This window comes from Pseudomonas sp. W5-36 (assembly GCF_046540455.1).
In the GTDB taxonomy this organism is placed as follows: Bacteria; Pseudomonadota; Gammaproteobacteria; order Pseudomonadales; family Pseudomonadaceae; genus Aquipseudomonas; species Aquipseudomonas graminis_B.
The window spans coordinates 179,955-198,764 of sequence record NZ_JAXCIQ010000004.1; the positions used below are offsets into that span (position 1 = coordinate 179,955).

21 protein-coding genes are annotated in these 18,810 nt (G+C 62.4%); 6 read left to right on the forward strand and 15 right to left on the reverse strand.

From position 1 onward, the window contains the following. Nucleotides 1-3 precede the first annotated feature (3 nt). From SLW74_RS09145 to SLW74_RS09185, 9 genes are all read right to left on the reverse strand, one after another. Entirely contained in the window at nucleotides 4-1,503 is a 1,500-nt protein-coding gene (locus tag SLW74_RS09145) for an ABC transporter substrate-binding protein (RefSeq protein ID WP_065993027.1), read from the reverse strand. Beyond that, complete coding sequence (locus SLW74_RS09150) at nucleotides 1,500-2,633, reverse strand: ABC transporter ATP-binding protein (RefSeq protein WP_065993028.1); 1,134 nt, start codon at nucleotides 2,631-2,633, stop codon at nucleotides 1,500-1,502. Before SLW74_RS09150 ends, SLW74_RS09145 begins: the two co-directional genes overlap by 4 nt. Beyond that, on the reverse strand, nucleotides 2,630-3,634 hold the full coding sequence (locus tag SLW74_RS09155; RefSeq protein ID WP_065993030.1) for an ABC transporter ATP-binding protein: 1,005 nt from the start codon (nucleotides 3,632-3,634) through the stop codon (nucleotides 2,630-2,632). Before SLW74_RS09155 ends, SLW74_RS09150 begins: the two co-directional genes overlap by 4 nt. Beyond that, entirely contained in the window at nucleotides 3,631-4,368 is a 738-nt protein-coding gene (locus SLW74_RS09160) for a FadR/GntR family transcriptional regulator (RefSeq protein WP_410928673.1), read from the reverse strand. The genes SLW74_RS09155 and SLW74_RS09160 overlap by 4 nt, the downstream gene beginning before the upstream one ends. Nucleotides 4,369-4,698: 330 nt before the next feature. Beyond that, nucleotides 4,699-5,502 (reverse strand): 2,5-didehydrogluconate reductase DkgB, encoded by an 804-nt coding sequence (gene dkgB, locus SLW74_RS09165; protein ID WP_410928674.1) that lies wholly within the window; start codon nucleotides 5,500-5,502, stop codon nucleotides 4,699-4,701. Nucleotides 5,503-5,725: 223 nt separating this feature from the next. After that, the gene (locus tag SLW74_RS09170) at nucleotides 5,726-6,286 is read right to left on the reverse strand and encodes a DUF1003 domain-containing protein (protein WP_410928675.1); all 561 of its coding nucleotides are present in this window, start codon (nucleotides 6,284-6,286) and stop codon (nucleotides 5,726-5,728) included. A 102-nt stretch (nucleotides 6,287-6,388) separates the two neighbouring features. Then, nucleotides 6,389-6,595 carry a hypothetical protein gene (locus SLW74_RS09175; protein ID WP_410928676.1) on the reverse strand — a complete coding sequence of 69 codons (207 nt, stop codon included), beginning with the start codon at nucleotides 6,593-6,595 and terminating at the stop codon, nucleotides 6,389-6,391. A 123-nt stretch (nucleotides 6,596-6,718) separates the two neighbouring features. Then, on the reverse strand, nucleotides 6,719-7,201 hold the full coding sequence (locus SLW74_RS09180) for a transcription elongation factor GreAB (RefSeq protein ID WP_296314023.1): 483 nt from the start codon (nucleotides 7,199-7,201) through the stop codon (nucleotides 6,719-6,721). Nucleotides 7,202-7,247: 46 nt separating this feature from the next. Further along, nucleotides 7,248-7,643 carry a hypothetical protein gene (locus tag SLW74_RS09185; RefSeq protein ID WP_410928677.1) on the reverse strand — a complete coding sequence of 132 codons (396 nt, stop codon included), beginning with the start codon at nucleotides 7,641-7,643 and terminating at the stop codon, nucleotides 7,248-7,250. A gap of 123 nt (nucleotides 7,644-7,766) precedes the next feature. Here SLW74_RS09185 and earP point away from each other — a divergent pair, with 123 nt between their 5' ends. Continuing rightward, a complete protein-coding gene (gene earP, locus SLW74_RS09190; RefSeq protein ID WP_410928678.1) occupies nucleotides 7,767-8,912 on the forward strand; it encodes an elongation factor P maturation arginine rhamnosyltransferase EarP in 1,146 nt (381 codons plus the stop codon). A gap of 87 nt (nucleotides 8,913-8,999) precedes the next feature. Further along, on the forward strand, nucleotides 9,000-9,569 hold the full coding sequence (locus SLW74_RS09195) for an elongation factor P (protein ID WP_065993048.1): 570 nt from the start codon (nucleotides 9,000-9,002) through the stop codon (nucleotides 9,567-9,569). 102 nt (nucleotides 9,570-9,671) lie between these two features. Here SLW74_RS09195 and SLW74_RS09200 read toward each other — a convergent pair whose 3' ends face one another. The 3 genes from SLW74_RS09200 to SLW74_RS09210 all read right to left on the reverse strand — a co-directional run bounded on the left by SLW74_RS09200 (nucleotide 9,672) and on the right by SLW74_RS09210 (nucleotide 11,802). Beyond that, nucleotides 9,672-10,691, reverse strand: coding sequence for an alpha/beta hydrolase (locus SLW74_RS09200; RefSeq protein WP_410928679.1), 1,020 nt, complete (start codon nucleotides 10,689-10,691; stop codon nucleotides 9,672-9,674). A 51-nt stretch (nucleotides 10,692-10,742) separates the two neighbouring features. After that, nucleotides 10,743-11,162, reverse strand: coding sequence for an organic hydroperoxide resistance protein (locus tag SLW74_RS09205; RefSeq protein WP_065993050.1), 420 nt, complete (start codon nucleotides 11,160-11,162; stop codon nucleotides 10,743-10,745). Between the two features lie 166 nt (nucleotides 11,163-11,328). Then, complete coding sequence (locus SLW74_RS09210; RefSeq protein WP_065993051.1) at nucleotides 11,329-11,802, reverse strand: MarR family winged helix-turn-helix transcriptional regulator; 474 nt, start codon at nucleotides 11,800-11,802, stop codon at nucleotides 11,329-11,331. Nucleotides 11,803-12,042: 240 nt separating this feature from the next. Here SLW74_RS09210 and SLW74_RS09215 point away from each other — a divergent pair, with 240 nt between their 5' ends. Beyond that, a complete protein-coding gene (locus tag SLW74_RS09215) occupies nucleotides 12,043-12,774 on the forward strand; it encodes a sulfite exporter TauE/SafE family protein (RefSeq protein ID WP_141695274.1) in 732 nt (243 codons plus the stop codon). A 19-nt stretch (nucleotides 12,775-12,793) separates the two neighbouring features. On the opposite strand, the gene SLW74_RS09220 is transcribed toward SLW74_RS09215, so the two are convergent. Continuing rightward, on the reverse strand, nucleotides 12,794-13,648 hold the full coding sequence (locus SLW74_RS09220; protein WP_065993052.1) for a LysR substrate-binding domain-containing protein: 855 nt from the start codon (nucleotides 13,646-13,648) through the stop codon (nucleotides 12,794-12,796). Nucleotides 13,649-13,744: 96 nt separating this feature from the next. Here SLW74_RS09220 and SLW74_RS09225 point away from each other — a divergent pair, with 96 nt between their 5' ends. After that, complete coding sequence (locus SLW74_RS09225) at nucleotides 13,745-13,978, forward strand: DUF1127 domain-containing protein (protein WP_410928680.1); 234 nt, start codon at nucleotides 13,745-13,747, stop codon at nucleotides 13,976-13,978. 49 nt (nucleotides 13,979-14,027) lie between these two features. Beyond that, entirely contained in the window at nucleotides 14,028-15,275 is a 1,248-nt protein-coding gene (locus tag SLW74_RS09230) for a winged helix-turn-helix domain-containing protein (RefSeq protein WP_410928681.1), read from the forward strand. Between the two features lie 215 nt (nucleotides 15,276-15,490). Here the strand turns inward: SLW74_RS09230 and SLW74_RS09235 are convergent, their stop codons facing one another. Next, the gene (locus SLW74_RS09235; protein WP_065993057.1) at nucleotides 15,491-16,837 is read right to left on the reverse strand and encodes a class II 3-deoxy-7-phosphoheptulonate synthase; all 1,347 of its coding nucleotides are present in this window, start codon (nucleotides 16,835-16,837) and stop codon (nucleotides 15,491-15,493) included. A 228-nt stretch (nucleotides 16,838-17,065) separates the two neighbouring features. On the opposite strand from SLW74_RS09235, the gene SLW74_RS09240 reads away from it, so the two are divergent. After that, nucleotides 17,066-17,821: a spermidine synthase gene (locus SLW74_RS09240; RefSeq protein ID WP_065993059.1), complete on the forward strand. Its 756-nt coding sequence runs from the start codon at nucleotides 17,066-17,068 to the stop codon at nucleotides 17,819-17,821. 40 nt (nucleotides 17,822-17,861) lie between these two features. Here the strand turns inward: SLW74_RS09240 and SLW74_RS09245 are convergent, their stop codons facing one another. Next, nucleotides 17,862-18,653: a crotonase/enoyl-CoA hydratase family protein gene (locus SLW74_RS09245; protein ID WP_410928682.1), complete on the reverse strand. Its 792-nt coding sequence runs from the start codon at nucleotides 18,651-18,653 to the stop codon at nucleotides 17,862-17,864. Nucleotides 18,654-18,810 lie beyond the last annotated feature (157 nt).

The following is an 18,810-nucleotide window of genomic DNA, read 5'->3' on the forward strand; positions in this document are numbered from 1 at the left end:
CTGTCATTTGAAAGCGACGTTGTTCAAGCGAATCAAACCATCGGGGTTGGGCACGAAACCGGTGAGGTTGCTGCGCATGGCGATGATTCGCGGATCGAAGTACAGGTAGCTGGTCGGCACGTCTTCGGCGAGCAGGCGCAGGGCCTCGAAGTAGATGGCCTGACGCTGGGCCTGATCGTTCACGGTGCGCGCCTTGTTCAGCAGCTCGTCGAGTTTCGGGTCACAGAAATGCCCGTCGTTCTGGCCGCCCTTGCAGGTCACGAACTGGTGGATGTCGCCATCCGGATCAGGGCGGCCCGACCAGGCGCTCATGCCGATCTGGAAGTTGCCGGCCTGTTGCTCGCTGAGCAGCGTGGCGTATTCGGTGGCGATCAGATTGACCTTGAAGCCAGCCTCTTCGGCCATCGCCTGAATGATCTGGCCGACCTGCTGGGCGATGGGGTTGTTGGCGACTTTCAGCTCCACGGCGAGGGGCGTCTTGACCCCGGCTTCCGCGAGCAGTTTTTTGCTGGCTTCGACGTCACGGGTCGGGAGTGGCAAGTCCTTGTCGTAATACGGGCTGTTTTTCGGGAACGGCTGGGCGCTCGGCGCGTACAGGCCTTCGAACACCACCTGATTGATCGCGTCACGGTCGATCGCCAGCTCGAAGGCCTTGCGCACGCGCTTGTCCTTGCCCATCGGGGTGTTGGCTTTGTCGCCGTTGTTGGTGTTGTACATCAGCTGCATGTAGCCCAGGCCCGGCGTGCTGAACACCTGCACGTGGCTGTCGGCCTTGGCGGTCTTCACGTCGGTGGGCGCGACGCGTTCGATGATGTCCAGGTCGCCGGAACGCAGGTTTGCCAGGCGCACCGAGGTGTCCGGAATCGGCAGGAAAATCACCTTGTCGAAGTGGTACGCCTGCTTGTTCCAGTAGTTATCGAAGCGCTCCAGCACGATGCGGTCCTGCTGCACCCGCTGAACGAATTTGTAGGGCCCGGAACACACCGGCTTGGAGGCCACGTCGGTCGCCGAGGCCTTGGGTGCGAGCATCATCCCGGCGCGGTCGGACAGTTGCGAGATCAGCGTCGCGTCGGGCTGCTTGACCTTGATCGCCACGGTCTTCGCGTCGATCACCTCAACGTTCTCCACCGACGCCAGTTCACTCTTGCGCAGGGAGTCGGGCAGGGTGCGCGCACGGTCGAGGTTGAACTTCACGGCGGCGGCGTCGAACACCTCGCCGTCGTGGAAGGTCACGCCGTCGCGCAGGGTCATGGTCAGCGTCTTGCCGTCCTCGCTCCAGTTCCACGCGGTGGCCAGTTGCGGTGCGTAGGTCAGGTCCGGATTGACGTCCACCAGCTTGTCGCACAGCGCGGTGTAGACCAGACGCCCCGAGTAAGTGCGCGAGCGGTGCGGGTCGAGCATGTCAGGGTCGTCCTGAATGCCGATGCGCAGGGTGGTTTCGGCGACAGCCGCATTCGCAGCGAGCAGCAACAACGTGGTTGTCATCAGGTGGGCGAACTTCATGGCTGACTCTCCAGAGAAAGGGCTTGATGGCTTTTGAACAGGTTCAGGCGCTGGCTGTAGGCGGCGCTGGGCGTGGGCACGATCAGCGAACCGGCGCCGGCATTGGCGATTTCGCGCCAGTAATGGCAGGCCACCTGACGCCCCGGCTCGACGCTTTCGAAGAGCGGCTTCGCCTCGCGGCACAGCGGCTTGGCGTGGGGGCAACGGGTGTGAAAGCGGCAACCGGACGGCGGCTTGCTCGGGCTTGGCATGTCACCGCCGAGTAACGGCCGCGGACGGCGCAGATCGGGATGGCTGACCGGCACGGCGGCCATCAGCGCTTGCGTGTAAGGATGAAACGGCGTTTCGAACAGCGCGTTGACCGGCGCCAGTTCGACGATCTCGCCGAGGTACATCACTGCCACGCGGTCGCTCATGTGGCGGATCACCGCGAGGCCGTGGGCGACGATCAGCAGGGTCAGGCCGAACTGGTGCTTGAGGTCTTCCAGCAGATTCACCACCTGGGCCTGCACCGAGACGTCCAGCGCCGACACCGGTTCGTCGCCGAGGATCAGCCGTGGTTCCGAGGCCAGGGCCCGGGCGATACCGATGCGCTGACGCTGACCACCGGAAAATTCGTGGGGAAAGCGGCTGCCGTGCTCCGGCGCCAGACCCACCGTGCGCAGCAGCTCAGCGACTTTGTCCTGACGCGCGCTGCGGCTGTCGTCACGGTGCAGCCAGATCGGCTCGCCGATGATCGATTCCACGCTCATGCGCGGGTTCAGCGAGGCGAACGGGTCCTGGAAAATGATCTGCAGATCGCGGCGTACCTGACGCAGCTTGTCGGCGGGCAGGTTGCCCAGGTTGCGGCCTTCATAAATGACGTCGCCAGCGGTGGGCTTGAGCAGGTTCAGCAGCACCCGGCCCAGGGTCGATTTACCCGAGCCGGACTCACCCACCAGCGCCAGGGTTTCGCCCCGGCGCACGGCCAGGGAAACCTCATTGACCGCCTGCACGGGCGGCTTTTTGCGCTGGAACAATCCGGCTTCGCTGTGAAAGTGTTTGCTCACCGCGATGCTTTCCAGAATCGGCTTTTCCAGTGCCGACTCAGCCGCCCCGTTGTTCACGATGTGTGGGCCTGACAGGCTCATGCGCTGACTCCCAGATGCTGTTCAAGTGGCACGCGAATGCAGGCGGCGAAATGCCCGGCGGAGACTTCCAGAAGCGGCGGACGGGCTTCCCGGCAGGCGGCGATGACGAATGGGCACCGGCTGGCAAAGCGGCAACCGCCGGGCATTTCGGCCGGCGTCGGCACACGACCATTGATCGTTGCCAGACGCCCTTCGCGAGGGCCGACCGAGGGCATCGAGCCCATCAGGCCAATGGTGTAAGGGTGCTGCGGATCATCGAACAGGGTCTTCACCGAACCGCTTTCGACGACGCGGCCGGCGTACATCACGATGACCTCGTCGGCCACTTCGGCGACCACGCCGAGGTCGTGGGTGATGAGCATCATTGACGTGCCGGTTTCGGCCTGGAGGCTGGCGACCAGCGAAAGGATCTGCGCCTGAATCGTCACGTCCAGAGCGGTGGTGGGTTCGTCGGCGATGATCAGCGCAGGGTCGTTGGCCAATGCCATAGCGATCATCGCGCGCTGACGCATGCCGCCGGACAGCTCGTGTGGGTAAGCATCAAGGCGCTGAAGAGCATCAGGCACGCGGACCTTTTCCAGCATTTCCAGCGCGCGCTGGCGGGCGGCGCTGGCTGACAGACCCTGATGGCGAATCACGCTCTCGGCAATCTGATCGCCGATGGTGAACACCGGATTGAGCGAGGTCATCGGCTCCTGAAAGATCATTGCCATGCGGTTTCCGCGCACGTCCAGCAGGCGCTCGTCGGACATACCGATCAAAGGTTCGCCCAGCAGATTCGAGGCGCTGGCCTGGACGGTGGCGGTGTCGGGCAGCAAGCCCATCAACGCCATGGACGTCACGCTTTTGCCGCAGCCGGACTCGCCGACGATGGCCAGGGTCTTGCCCGGCTGAATGGCGAACGACACGCCGTCGACGACATTGGCCGGGGCATCCTTGAAGCGCACGGTGAGGTCGCTGACGCTCAATACCGATGGGGTGTTCGCGGGTGAAGCACTCATACGCTGGCCTCGAGGTCTTGCTGGATGACGTGATCGAGCGCCTGTTGCAGCGCACGCAGGTGCCCGCGCATGGCGGTGGCGGCCTTGGCCGGATCGCGGCTCTCGATGGCGCCGATGATGTCGTGGTGGTCGTGGCTGTAGGTGCTCAGGCGATCGGTGTTGCGGGCGCGCTGGCGCAGGTCGCGCCAGGCCGGGTCAAGACGAATGGCGTCGAGCATTTCGAAGATATCGAGCATCAGGCGGTTGCCGGCGGCTTCGGCGATGCCGCGGTGCAGCGCGCTGTCCCACAGTTCGATGCCTTCGGCGTCGGGTTCGCTGGCATGTTGCTGGTGGGTGGTGCGCTCGGCGAGCCGGCGCAGGATCGCCATCTGTTCGCCGCTGGCGCGCAGGGCGGCCAGTGACGCCAGCGCCGGTTCCAGATAGATGCGCGCTTCCATGACCTCGCTGAAATTGGTCCGGCTCGACAGCTTGGCAAAGCTCATGGCCGCGCTCGGCGGGGTAGGGCCGACGAAAGTGCCTTTGCCCTGCCGCCGCCAGATGTGCCCCTCGGCTTCGAGCACCGCCAGCGCGCGGCGAATGGCCCGGCGACTGACGCCGAAATCCACCGCCAGATCGCGCTCGGTCGGCAACGGCCGTTGCGGGAAGGCCGCCTGCTGCGCGACCAGTTGGCGCAACGCGTCGAGGGCCATCTTTGACGAAGTGTCACGGGTTGCGTCGGTGTCGATGCTGTCCATCTGCGTCTCTCGTCACGGGGGTGAACCGGAGGCCATGGGCTGCGTGAAGCAGGGCCTGGCTGCAGAAGAGGAGTGCAATAGCGATGCCAATGAAAATTGGTTCACCCGCAAGGTCCGATGGCCGGCACAAGGGCAGGCGTGATCCCGCCGCTTCGGGCCAATCGGCAAAGGTTCGGAAGTCTGGTTCGCGAGGAGGAGCGGGATTGGTTCAGGCGGGAAGCGAACCAATTTCGGGGGAGGGTCCAGGCAGGGCGCCTGTTTATGGTTCGGGTGCGTTATTAGGGGGCGCTGATTGGGGTGATTCTGGCCGAAGCCAGAATCAGCGCTTTATCAATCCCACTGCGGCGCAAGGCTGGCCGGGCTGGTCAGGCGATGGCCGCGGTCCAGCTGCGCAATCTGCGCCATGTCGTCCTCGGTCAGCGTGAGGTCGACGGCTTTCAGGTTGCTTTCCAGGTTGGCGCGTTTGGTCGACGACGGAATCACCGCATAGCCCAGTTGCATGGCCCACGCCAGGGTCACTTGCGCAGGCGTCGCGTTGTGGCGCTGGGCGATCTGTTCGATCACCGGGTCTTTCAGCACTTCGCCGTAGGCCAGGGTCATGTAGGACGTGATCTTGATGCCGTGCTGTTGAGCGAAAGCGGCCACGGTACGGTTTTGCAGGTACGGGTGCAGTTCGATCTGGTTGGTGGCGATGTTCTCGGCACCGACCGCAGCGATGGCTTCACCCATCAGCGCCACGGTGAAATTGGAAATGCCGATCTCGCGGGTCAGGCCTTGCCGCTTGGCTTCCAGCAGTGCGCCCATGAATTCGGCGACGGGCACCTGGCCCTTTGGCGACGGCCAGTGGATCAGCGTCAGGTCGACGTGATCGGTTTTCAGCTTGGCCAGGCTTTCCTTAAGGCTCGGGATCAGCTTGTCGGCGGCGAAATTGTCAGTCCAGATCTTGGTGGTGATGTACAGCTCATCACGGGACACGCCGCTTTGCTCGATGGCCTGACCGACCTCGGCTTCATTGCCGTAGATCTGCGCGGTGTCGATGACGCGATAGCCCAGCTCCAGGCCGTTGCTGACCGAGTCGATGACGACCTGATCTTTCAGGCGGAAGGTGCCAAGGCCAAATGCGGGAACAGTCATGGGAAAACTCCAGAGTTCAAGGGGGAAGGGGATAAACGAAGCAGACGCCCAGTATCCCGCGCCGGCTGGCAGGGAAAAACCACAGCGCGGGCACGGGAGTTTTGACGGGGGATCATGAATGCCATGAAGTTTCGGGCAGCGCTTGATCGTGATCGTTCAACGGGATGTGATTTCGGAGGGCCTGTGGCGGTCACTCCCACAGGGTTCTGCGACCGGCTCCAGATCAGACATGCCCATCGCGTTTTACGAAATGCTTGTGCATGTCCGCCGTCAGCGCTTCCACCCGTTCGGTCAGCACTTTGGTCATTTCGGTGAGCCGGGTGTTTTGTTCCAGCAGTTCCAGCATCTGTGTGGTGTTTTGCGCCGCTCGCGCCATGCGTTCTTCATTAGCCGTTGCCAACGCCTCGCGGTGGAGCGCGTCGGCATCGGCGCTGGCCTTGTCGCGGGCAGCCTGTCGTGTCTGCGCGAGGAGAATGAGCGGCGCGGCGTAGGCCGATTGCAGGCTGAACGCCAGATTGAGCAGGATGAACGGGTAGAGATCGAATGACACCAGCCCGCTCAGGTTGGCGCCGACCCACAGCACCACCAGAAACGTCTGGGCGCCGAGAAAGGTGGGCGTGCCGAAAAAGCGCGCAAACGCCTCGGCCTTGAGGGCGAAGGCATCGGTGCCAAAGGTCGGCGCCAGGTGGGCGTGGCGTTTGTGAAAGCGCAGATGATCCGCCGGCGCAGCGGCAGCGCTCGGTTCGGCGGGCGAGGGGACGGGCGTGGGCGTGGCAGTGGGCATGATGCTTTCCTGAGGACAGAAACACCTGCCCACTATAGGCCCGCGCTCATTGGCGTTGTACTGAACCTCTGCTGAACCGGCGCGTGTCCCGGTTGCGCCGCGTCAGTCCACCGGCTCGAGGTACAGCGGTTTGGAACGCTGCATGATGCTGGCGTAGTCGTAAACGTACTGGCGGCCAGCGTGACTGGTCATGCGCAGTCGGTCGATCAGTTGTCGCTCTTTCTTGTTCAGGTATCTCAACCCGTGGTGGTCACTGGACTTGAGGCGATCACGTTCATGGGCGTCAGGGAAAGTGATGACGTTCGTCATGAAATATCTCCTTGGTTAAATCCGTGTCCCCGGCTCCGTGTTCCGGGGTTCACCCTTTGTGGTGCGACTGCGCACCTTACCCACAAAAACTCGGACGCTACAACCCTGCAAATGATCAGTGGGTCACAGGATTTGCGTGATCTCGAACAATTGACGGCTGCCGTTCACCACCACCTCCACCTCATCGCCATCGAACTTGCCAAGCAGGCTTTGTCCCAGTGGCGAACGTGCGGTGATCACCGTAATCACCTGCTCTTCGACCGTGAGTTTCAGCCCCGCCGCGTCAGGCGCGAGAAACAACCGCTGTTGCGCGCCGTTGCCTGCCTGAAGGGCAATGAGGTCGCCGGTCTGGATGCCGCGCTGGTCATCGAACGGCTTGAGCACGAGGTGGCGGCAGAGGTTCAGCGACTGGCGGATTTCTTCCACGCGCCGCGCCTGACCCGCCGCCAGATAGGACGCCTCCAGCCCGAGCGTGTCGTACTTGTTCTCGGCGATGTTCTCTTCGTGGGTCGCGGTTTCGTACGCCGTTTGCGCGGCACGCACGGCCACATCGAGGTCGACCTGCAGTTTCTCGACGATGCACTGCAGGACGGTTTGCTTGTTCACGGGCATGGCGTATTCGGTGGCATGGAATGGCTCGACAAAAAGGGATTCAACCGCAGAACTGATAGACGCTCGCACGGCTTTTCTCGCTGGGCGCGGTCTGGTTCTGCTGCATCCAGAACTGGCATTTCGGGCCGTTGAAACTGCGTTGCCGCTCCGCCTGCTCAGCCTCCTGGGTCTGCCGCGCTTCGCTGTCGCGAAGGATCTGCCGGTACTGATCGAACATCGGGTTATCAGTTTCGGGTTTTGGTCTGGCCGCGGGCGGGGCAGTTATCTGCGCCGCGGCATTGTTCAGTGCCTGGGTCTGCTCGGCGGGGAGCAGTTGATAGATCAGCCACAGGCTTAGCAGGACAGCGAGAAACCCCAGCCAGATGCCGGCGGCAATTGACAGTATCAGCTTGAGCGGGCGCAGCGTGACGGACAGTTCGCGTGGGTTGACGTACATGACAGACTCCAGACTTGTATGCATGTGGCCAGCAGTGGCGGCGATTGTCGCACGAGCGGGGCTGGCGATTCTGCGCCGCAATGACGGACAATCGGTTTTTTTGAACATCCTCAGGGAGCCCGGATGAAAGCCTCTTGGGATATTTTCTGTAGCGTTGTCGATAATTTCGGCGACGTCGGCGTGACCTTTCGCCTGGCCCGACAACTGGTCGCCGAACACGACCTGCAGGTTCGCCTCTGGATCGATGACCTGAACGCCTTCGCCCGGCTGTGCCCGGGTGCCGATCCCCTGGCTGATCAGCAAATGCAGGATGGCGTTATCGTCTGTCGCTGGCCAGCGGAATGGCCCAAAACCTGGCAGCCGTTGCAGCTGCCGCACGTCGTGGTCGAGGCCTTTGCCTGTCGCCTGCCACCGGACTACATCGACGCCATGCTCGGGGCAGAGAAACGGCCGCTGTGGTTCAACCTCGAGTACCTGAGCGCCGAAGACTGGGTGTCGGGCTGCCACGGCCTGCCGTCGATCCAGTCTTCGGGCCTGCGCAAGTACTTCTTTTTCCCCGGATTCACCGCGAAGACCGGCGGGTTGTTGCGTGAAGCCGGCTTGATCGAAATGCGCCAGGCGTTTCAGGCCAATCCCGCCGCACGCCAATCCTTCCTCCAGCGCCTGAACATCGCGCCCCACGCCGATGCGCGGCTGATGTCACTGTTTGCCTACGAACACGCCGGGCTCGGCAGCTGGCTGGATTGCCTGGCCCAGGCTGATTGCACTACCCATTTGCTGGTGCCTGAGGGCCGCATTCTGGGCGACGTTCAGCGCTGGTTGGGCGTGGATGAATTGACGGCGGGCGCTGTGCATGCGCGCGATGCCCTGACCATTCAGGTGCTGCCGTTCGTGCATCAGCAAGACTACGATTCGCTGTTGTGGTGCTGTGATTTCAACGTGGTGCGCGGCGAGGACTCCTTCGTCCGCGCGCAATGGGCTGGGCGGCCGCTGATCTGGCACATCTATGAGCAGGATGACGATGCCCACTGGGCCAAGCTCGATGCGTTTCTGGAGCTGTATCGGGGGGGGTTGTCGGAGGCTGCAGGGCAGGCGCTGACCGAGGTCTGGCGCAGCTGGAATGGCGGAACAGCCATGACTCAGGGCTGGAATGCGCTGGATCAGCACACCGATGAACTCGCCGCCCATGCCCGGCGCTGGTGTCTGGAACAGGCCTTGCAGGAGGATCTGACGACTGCGCTGGTAAGGTTTTACCAAAGTTGGATATGATACGCGGCCTTGTATTAAGCCCTGTACGAAAAGTGGCTTTTCGTACAGGGCTTAGAAAGATCTTTCATCCAAATTCGGATACTCGTAATGAAAACTGGCAAAGAGCTTAAACCCGGTACCGTGATCAAGCTGGAAAACGATCCTTGGCTGGTTCAGAAAGCTGAATTCACCAAGTCGGGCCGTAACAGCGCGATCATGAAAACCAAGCTGAAGAACCTGCTGACCGGCTACAAGACTGAAATCGTCTACAGCGCCGACGACAAGCTGGACGACGTGATCCTGGACCGTAAAGAAGCCACGCTGTCTTTCATCAGCGGCGACACTTACACGTTCATGGACACCACCGACTACACCATGTACGAGCTGAACGCCGAAGACATCGAAGCCGTTCTGCCATTCGTTGAAGAAGGCATGACCGACGTCTGCGAAGCGATCTTCTTTGAAGAGCGTCTGGTTTCCGTAGAGCTGCCGACCACCATCGTGCGCACCGTTGACTACACCGAAGGTTCGGCTCGTGGCGACACCTCGGGCAAGGTCATGAAGCCGGCCAAACTGGCCAACGGCACCGAGCTGCAGGTGGCTGATTTCATCGAAATCGGTGACAAGATCGAAATCGACACCCGTGAAGGCGGTTCCTACAAAGGCCGTGCCAAATAAGCACAGTTTTTGTAATGCCGGTGATGTAACGCCGAACACGAGAAAGCCCGACCATCGAGTCGGGCTTTTTTGTGGGCGCCGAGTTGACGCCCGCTGACGCCTTTACTTCAGATGAAGCTTCAGCTCTTGCGAAGCCTGCAGCAGGGCCGAGCGCACTTCCGGGACCTGGCTGACCACATTCAACAGCCCGTAATCGTGGATCATGCCGTTGTAGCGAACCGCCGTCACCGGCACACCGGCCTGGTCCAGCTTGCGGGCGTAGGCTTCACCTTCGTCGCGCAGCACGTCAGCCCCTGCGGTTTGCACCAGGGCAGGCGGCAGACCTTTCAGCTGCTCGGTCGTGGCCCGCAGCGGTGAGGCATAGATCTCGGCGCGCTGTTTCGGATCGGTGGTGTAGTTGTCCCAGAACCACTTCATCATGTTGCGGGTGAGGAAGTGACCCTCGGCAAACTGATCGTACGAACCGGTATCGAAGTTGGCGTCAGTCACCGGCCACAACAGCACCTGATAACGGATGGCCGGCGTGCCTTTGTCTTTGGCCATCAGGCTGACAACCGTCGCCATGTTGCCGCCGACGCTGTTGCCCGCCACCGCCAGACGCTTGCCGTCGACGTTGATTTCCTTGCCATGCTCGGCGACCCATTTGGTCGCCGCATAGGCCTGGTTGATCGCCGTCGGGTAGTGGGCTTCAGGTGATGGGGTGTAGTTGACGAACACCGCCACTGCCCCCGAACCCTCGACCAGATCCCGCACCAGACGTTCGTGGGTCGGGTAATCGCCGAGCACCCAGCCGCCGCCGTGGAAATACATGAACACCGGCAAGGTGCCTTTGACGCCGGCCGGACGAACGATCGTCAGGCTGATGTCTTGGCCATCCACCGAAATGGTCTTCTGGCTGACATCGGCCTTGGGCAGGGTCAACTTGACCCCGGCCTGGGCACCGGTCAGGACGGCGCGGGCATCTTTGGGCGAAAGCTGTTCGATCGGCTTGCCGCTTCCCGAATTCAGCGCGTCCAGAAACGCCTGCGTGTTGTGCTCGACGCCCGTATCGGTTGCAGCAAAAGCGTCGCCGATGGACAGTGCGAGGAGCGAGCCAGCCAGAATCTTGCCAAACGTGTTCATGTTCTTCTCCCGGTCAGACGAGGGTTGGAGGCGAGGCCTTACGCCAGGTTTTTACACGGTCACGTGCAGACGAACGTCGACGTTGCCGCGTGTGGCGTTGGAGTAAGGGCAGACCTGGTGGGCTGCATCGACCAGCGCCTGGGCTTCGGCTTGTTCAAGGCCCGGCAGGCTGATGTGCAGGTCGATGTCCAGACCGAAACCGCCAGGGATCTGGCCGATGCCGACGTGGGCAGTGATCGACGCGTCAGCCGGGATGGTTTTCTTGCTCTGGCCGGCGACGAATTTCAGTGCGCCGATGAAGCAGGCCGAGTAGCCGGCAGCAAACAGTTGCTCTGGGTTGGTGGCTTCGCCGCCAGCGCCGCCCAGTTCTTTCGGGGTGGCCAGTTTGACGTCGAGAATTTTGTTGTCGGAAACAGCGCGGCCATCACGGCCACCGGTTGCGGTTGCGACTGCAGTGTAGAGCGCTTGCATGGTAATTCCTCACGTGCTGATGGGTTGAATAGCGTTGAATGAATCAGGGTCTGCTTTGCGCTAAAGTTTTGTGCGCTAAGCAAGTGAGGTGAAATGTACTGCGCCAATGTTTAGTGCGCAAGATAAATTTTCGGGATTTTTGAGGTGAGTGGATGAAGGGGGCTGATCAGAGGCTCTCGAGCAGATTTCCACGCAGGGCGAGCAGGTCTTTCTGCAGGGCCTTGAGCTGTTCAAGGTTAATGCCGCTGGCGGCCAGAATGCATTGCGGAACGCTCTGGGCCTTTGTGTGCAACGCCTTTCCTTGGTCGGTCAGGGTCAGCAGCACGACGCGTTCATCTTCCTTGCTGCGGGTCCGGCGAATCAGGCCTTCAGCTTCCAGTCGTTTCAGCAGCGGCGTCAGCGAGCCCGGATCGGTCAGCAGGCGCGTGCTCACCTCTCCGACGGTCAGGCCGTCGCGCTCCCACAACACCAGCATCGCCAGGTATTGCGGGTAGGTCAGGTTCAGCGCCTGCAGCAGCGGCTTGTACACCTTGGTCATCATCAGCGACGTCGAGTACAGGGCGAAACACAGCTGGTTGTCCAGCAGCAGCGCGTCGCAGCTGCCAGCGCCAGCCTTTTGGGATGGCTCGTTGGCGTTCATGGGTGTCCCTCGCTCGGTCAGTAGTGGTCGGTAATTTAGTACCCAGATGTTTAATGCACCAGATAATTTCGGTAATGGCTGGGCGTGTAGCTTTCTATCGATCGGCGGCAGGCGCCGACAATGCTGTGAATCGGTGGTACACCCTGGAGATCGTCAACGCGGATTTCCTCGACGGCGCTGACTGCGTAGCATGCGCGCTGAAATCGGATCAGAGGAACGCCCGTGATTGTCGACGTATTGATGTACCTGCTGCTGGGCGCCGCCATGGGCACACTGGGTGGACTGTTCGGCATTGGCGGCGGGCTGGTCGCCATTCCCGCGCTGGGCGTGTTGTTCGGGCTCGATCAGCAACTGGCCCAGGGCACGGCGTTGTTGATGGTGCTGCCCAACGTGCTGCTGGCGCTGTGGCGTTACAACCAGCGCAATCGGGTGTCGGTGCGCCATGCGCTGATGCTCATCGTGCCCAGTTTCACGATGTCCTGGCTGACCTCACTGTGGGCGGTGCGCGTTGACCCGCAAAGCATGCGCCTGGGCTTCGTCGGGTTTCTCATCGTGCTGACGCTGTTCAACCTGATCCAGATGGTCTGGCGCAAGGGCACTGCAGGCGCCCAATTGCGCCACACCCGATGGTTGTGGCTGCTGGGCGTGGGCTCGGGCGTCACCGCCGGGCTGTTCGGCGTCGGCGGCGGGGTGATCGCGACACCCATTCTGACCGGCCTGTTTGGCGCAACGCAGGTGGCCGCTCAGGGCCTGGCGCTGGCACTGGCGGCGCCGAGCACCACGATTACCCTGGCCACTTACGCCTTGCACGGCCACGTCGACTGGCTGATGGGCATTCCCCTGGCTATCGGCGGGCTGGCCAGCATCAGCTGGGGCGTCGCCTTGGCGCACAGTTTGCCGGAGCGTACGTTGCGCTCGCTGTTCTGCGGCTTTCTGGTCATCTGCGCGATCATGCTGTGCTTCAAGCTGTGATCTAACAGCCTGAGTCTTTTTACAGCCTGAACCCCTCGGCAATGTGATCGGCCAGGCACTCGGTGATCGGCGACGGGTTGTTGGGGTTGCGCAGCAGCACGATGCTCGCCGACGGCAATTGCGGCAGCCCGTGCTGTTCTCCCAGCACTTCGAGGTCCGAGGTGATCAGGCTTTGCAGCTGTGCCGTCACCGCCAGCCCGGCGCTGACCACCGCCATGATCGCTGACAGGCTCGCGCTGGTGTAGGCCACCCGGAACTCGCGGCCGGACGCCTGTAGCGCGTTGATTGCCCACTGCCGGCAAAAGCAGTCGGTGTTGAACATCGCCAGCGGCATCGGCGTTTGCTCCTGTGGGCAAAAGCCTGCGCCGACGGCCCAGACGAACCGCTCCTGGCGCAGGATCTGGCCGATTTCCTTGCCGGGCTCGCGGGTGACAATGCTCAGGTCCAGGTCCTGGCGTTGCAGCAACTGCGACGAAGACTCGCAATGCACTTCCACCTGCACCAGCGGATAGGCCTGGGCAAAACGCTGCAAAATCCCCGGCAGAAAGCGCATCACGTAATCGTCCGGCGTGCCGATCTTCACCGTGCCGACCATGTGCGGCTCGCGCAGGGTGTTGAACACTTCGCTGTGCAGTTTCAGAATCCGCCGCGCGTAGCCCAGCAGCACTTGGCCTTCCGCCGTGAAGCTGATGGTGCGGCCGTCTTTCAGAAACAACGGGCGCCGCACCACGTCCTCCTCCAGCCGTTTCATCTGCATGCTGACGGCCGACTGCGTGCGATTCACCACCTCGCCCGCCTTGGTGTAACCGCCCTCGTCGGCGATCGCGACAAAGGTGCGCAGCAGTTCGCTGTCGATACTCGGGTAGGTGGTCATGCATCAATCTCCCAGATGCAGTGCATAAGAAACATTCGTTGGATTGATCTTAAGCCCGGCGAGAGAATCTGCCCATCCCCACTGGAGGGCAGGACGATGAAAGGTCAAAAAGGTTACGTACTGGTCGCAAAGCCACTGTCGCGGGTATTCGCGCCGAAACATTGGTGGAGAGGATTTGTGGCGCAGGTTGCTCGCTGGCGCAGGCTGCATCAGCAGCGCGTCGAACTGGCCACGCTGAGCGATGATGCGCTGAAGGATCTGGGCCTGAGTCGAGCGGATCTCTACGAAGAAATGCAGCGTCCTTTCTGGGATGACCCGATGAAGCGCTGACAGGGCAGCGGATGATCGGTTAGCGTTGGGCACCGCCATGGAGGTTGCAATGCCCGCCGAACTGCCGATCCACCCGCCACTTTCCCTCAAGCATGCGCGCCGGCTGGCGCTGGCCGCCCAGGGCTTCAGCAGTCGCCAGCCGCCTGCGACGATCAAGGCAGCCCACGTCACACAGCTGATCGAACGGCTCGGCGTGCTGCAGATCGATTCGGTGAACGCGCTGGTGCGATCGCACTACTTGCCGCTCTTTTCCCGGCTCGGCCCTTACCCGCGCACGTTGCTGGAACAGGCGGCATGGGGCCAGGGTCGGCAGCGCAAGCTGTTCGAATACTGGGGCCACGAGACGTCGTTGCTGCCCCTCGAACTGTATCCGATGATGCGCTGGCGAATGCAGCGCGCGGCCCAGGGAGAGGGCATTTATCAGCAACTGGCCAAGTTCGGCCGCGAGCAGCAAACCACCATTGCCCGGGTGTTACAGACCGTTCGCGAGCAGGGCGCGTTGGGTGCGGGCAGTATCAGCACCCGACAGGATCGCGCCGGGCCGTGGTGGGACTGGAGCGCCGAAAAGCATGCGCTGGAGTGGCTCTTTGCAGCGGGTGAGGTCACGGTCGCCGGCCGTCGCGGTTTCGAGCGGTTGTACGATTTGCCCGAGCGCGTTCTGCCGCCGGCGATCGTCTGTCACCCCGATATTGGCGAATCCGACGCACAGCGCGGCTTGCTGCTGCATGCGGTCAAAGCGCTGGGCGTCGCTACCGAAAAGGACGTGCGCGATTATTTCCGGCAGGACCCGGCCCCGGCGAAGCGCGGGTTGGCAGAGCTGGTGGAGGAGGGCGCGGTTCAACGGGTTCAGGTGCAGGGCTGGAAGCAACCGGCGTATACGCTTCCTGGCCTGACGGTGCCGCGCAAGGTGGCGGTCAGCGCGTTGCTGTCGCCTTTCGATTCCTTGATCTGGGAGCGGGCGCGCACCGAGCGGCTGTTCGATTTCCACTACCGTCTGGAGATCTACACCCCGGCGCACAAGCGGATTTACGGCTATTACGTGCTGCCGTTTCTGCACAACGAACGCATCGCCGCGCGCATCGACCTGCGTGCTGAACGGGCGGCAGGGCGTCTGGCGGTCCATGGGGTTCACGAAGAGCAACCCGGACTGGATGACGAAGGCATGCACGCCCTGGCGATGCACCTGTGGCAACTGGCGAGCTGGCTGGAACTGCCGCACGTGCTGATCAACTGCCAGCGCGCCAGTGCGGCGCGCTTGCGGGAGGCGTTTGTGGCCAGCGGCTTCGATCACCTGTAATGAAACGTAGGACCGGCTTTAGCCGGGATTGGGCCCGCGCTGGCACCCTCAATTCCAGGGTGTGACATCCGACGCTTTCCCAGCTAAAGCCAGTCCTACAGACAACGGCGCTGCCGTTAGTGGGACTGGCTTTAGACATTCCTACAGAAAACAGCGCGCCGTTAGTAGGACCGGCTTCAGCCGGGAAGGGGCCATGGCAGTCAGACGCAGCCCCCCTACCGACGCACCTGCTTCAACGTCTCGGCGATCAAAAACGCCAGCTCCAGCGACTGATCGGCATTCATCCGCGGATCACAATGGGTGTGGTAACGGTCCGACAAGCCATCTTCGGTAATCGGACGCGCGCCGCCGATGCATTCGGTGACGTTCTGTCCGGTCATCTCGATGTGGATGCCCCCGGCGTAGGTCCCTTCGGCCTGATGCACCTGGAAGAACTGCTTCACTTCCGCAAGGATCTGGGCGAAGTCGCGGGTCTTGTAACCGCTGCTGGCCTTGATCGTGTTGCCATGCATCGGGTCCGAACTCCACAGCACCTTCTTGCCTTCGCGCTCCACTGCACGGATCAGCCCCGGCAAATGGTCGCCGACCTTGTTGGCGCCCATGCGCGCAATCAGGTTCAAGCGTCCCGGGTCGTTGTCCGGGTTGAGGATGTCGATCAGGCGGATCAGGTCGTCGGTGTTCATGCTCGGCCCGACCTTGACGCCGATCGGGTTCTTCACGCCGCGCAGGAATTCCACATGGGCGCCGTCCAGCTGCCGTGTGCGGTCGCCGATCCACAGCATGTGTGCCGAGCAATCGTAGAAATCATTCGTCAGGCTGTCGCGACGGACGAAGGCTTCTTCGAAATTCAGCAGCAGCGCTTCGTGGGCGGTGAAGAAACTGGTTTCGCGCAATTGCGGCGAGGTGTCCATGCCGCAGGCGCGCATGAAGGCCAGGGTCTCGTCGATGCGATCGGCGAGCTGGCTGTATTTGTCCGACAGCGCCGAGTTGGCGATGAAATCCAGGTTCCACTTGTGCACTTGATGCAGGTCGGCAAAACCGCCCTGGGCGAAAGCGCGCAGCAGATTGAGGGTCGCGGTGGACTGGTGATACGCCTGCAGCAGGCGATCAGGGTCGGGCACGCGGCTCTTCTCGTCGAAACCGATGCCGTTGACGATGTCGCCGCGGTACGCCGGCAAGGTCACGCCATCTATCGTCTCGTCGTTGGACGAGCGCGGCTTGGCGAATTGCCCGGCCATGCGCCCGACCTTGACCACCGGACAACCGGCTGCAAACGTCATGACGATCGCCATTTGCAGCAGCACCTTGAAGGTGTCGCGGATTTTCGCCGCCGAGAATTCGAAGAAGCTCTCCGCGCAATCGCCACCCTGCAGCAGGAACGCCCGGCCCTCGGTGACCTCGGCAAACTGTCGGCGCAGCTCGCGTGCTTCCCCGGCAAACACCAGCGGCGGGTAGCTGGCAAGGGTCTGTTCGACACGGCGAACGTGCTCGGCGTCCGGGTATTGAGGTTGCTGCTGGATAGGCAGGTTCCGCCAGCTGTCGGGGCTCCAGGGTTGGCTCATGTTGAACTCGAAGTCAGTGCGATCGGACAGGCATGTTAGCAGCTCGCTCCGAGAATTTGCGTGACCTGCGGGGCGTGATTCGCCGACAATCCGCGCCTTTGCGGGCCGCTTTCAGCTCCCTTTTGCACGCCAGGCCCGGTGCGCGGCTACGTCGATCGCTGAGCGCGGCGATGCTAATCCCTGCGGGCGCTATCCCGAATCACTCTGACCATGGGCACGAGAACAGCAATGACCGAGGAACGCGTAGAGCACGTGTTGGCCGAAGTTCACGACGAATTCGGCAAAATCCGCGTACTTGAAGTGGCCGATTACCGCTTCCTGGAGTTCGGTGACGCCATCGAACAGAGTTGCACGTTCACGGCTGATCCGGCCTGGCTCGAATACGACTACACCCGCGCCATGTTCATTGGCGCCCTGTGCCATCCCGCCCCGGAAAGCGCGCTGTTCATGGGCCTTGGTGCGGGCACGCTGACCCAGGCGTGCCTGAAGTTTCTCCCCCTCGACGACGTCGAAGCCATCGAACTGCGCCCCGATGTGCCGCGTCTGGCCATGGAGTACATGGGCCTGCAGGACGATCCCCGGCTGTACGTGCGCATCGGCGACGCCCTCGACCTGCTGCCGACCGCCGAAGACGCTGACCTGATTTTCGTCGATCTCTACACCGACACCGGCCCTGCCGTGGGCCATCTGGCCTGGGGGTTTCTCGAAAAATGCCAACAGCGCCTCAACCCCGGCGGATGGCTGATCATCAACCAGTGGGCGTCGGACGATGGCAAACCACTTGGGGCGGCGCTGCTGCGCGGGCTTTATCACCGGCATTACTGGGAACTGCCGGTGAAGGAGGGCAACGTCATCCTTATCGTCCCCGCTGACCTTGATCAGACGCTCGACATCGACGCGCTGACCCAGCGCGCCGAAAGCCTCGCGCCGCAGCTGGGCTATTCGCTGTTGCCGCTGATCAAGACGCTGCGGCCTGCGACGTGATCAGCATCCCCGTTCAGCCGGCTCTGTCAGCAAACTCTGATTAGCAGCCTTTGAACACCGGGGTGCGTTTTTCCATCATCGCCTGCAGGCCTTCCCTGGCGTCTTCGCTGTCGAGCACCCGCCGGACCAGCGCCGGCAACGCCTTCGCCGCGACGCTTTCACCCTCGAGCACTGCCTGACGCGCGGACTCCAGGGTGGTGCGGACTCCCAGGGGTGCCCGGTCGGCGATGTGCCGGGCCAGGCGCAACGCCGAGGGCAGCAGGTCTTCCGGGGCCATCACCTCCTGCACCAGGCCCATGCGGCACGCTTCGTGGGCGTCGAATTCATCGCCCGTCAGCAGCCAGCGCATGGCATTGCCCCAGCCCGCGATCTGGTGCAGCCGCAGGGTCGCGCCACCAAAGGCGAAAATGCCGCGCTGCACTTCCAGATGGGCGAAGCGGGCGTTGCTCGCGCACAGGTTGATATCAGCGGCGAGCATCAGCTCGATGCTCAGGGTCAGGCACCAGCCCTGGGCCGCGACGATCACCGGCTTGCTGACCCGCGGACCGACCGACAGACCCCAGGGATCGTAACCGCCGGGCGGGAGCGTCCAGCCTTCTCTCAGTGCCGGGCCGGCCTTGGCCAGATCGAGCCCGCCTGTGAAATGGTCGCCGTGGGCAAACACCACCGCGACCCGCGCCTGGTCGTTACGCTCGAACTCCCCGTAGGCCAGGCTCAGCTGGTTGAGCATATCCAGGTCGAAGGCGTTGCGTTTTGCGGCGCGGTCCAGGCCGATGAGCATGATTGCGCCGCGCTGTTCCCGGCTGACGTGGCCTTTGATCGAAGAGGTCATGTCGCTGTTTCCTGCAGATGAGGAGAAAGGGAGGGTGGGGTGTCGCACTGTCTGGGTGAATCGTTTAAGCTCTGCCCGCTACCGATACCGGGCACATGAAAAGTAGACACTGACGCAGCTTTGCGCAAAGCCTGTGACAGTTGGCCGCAAGGGGCTG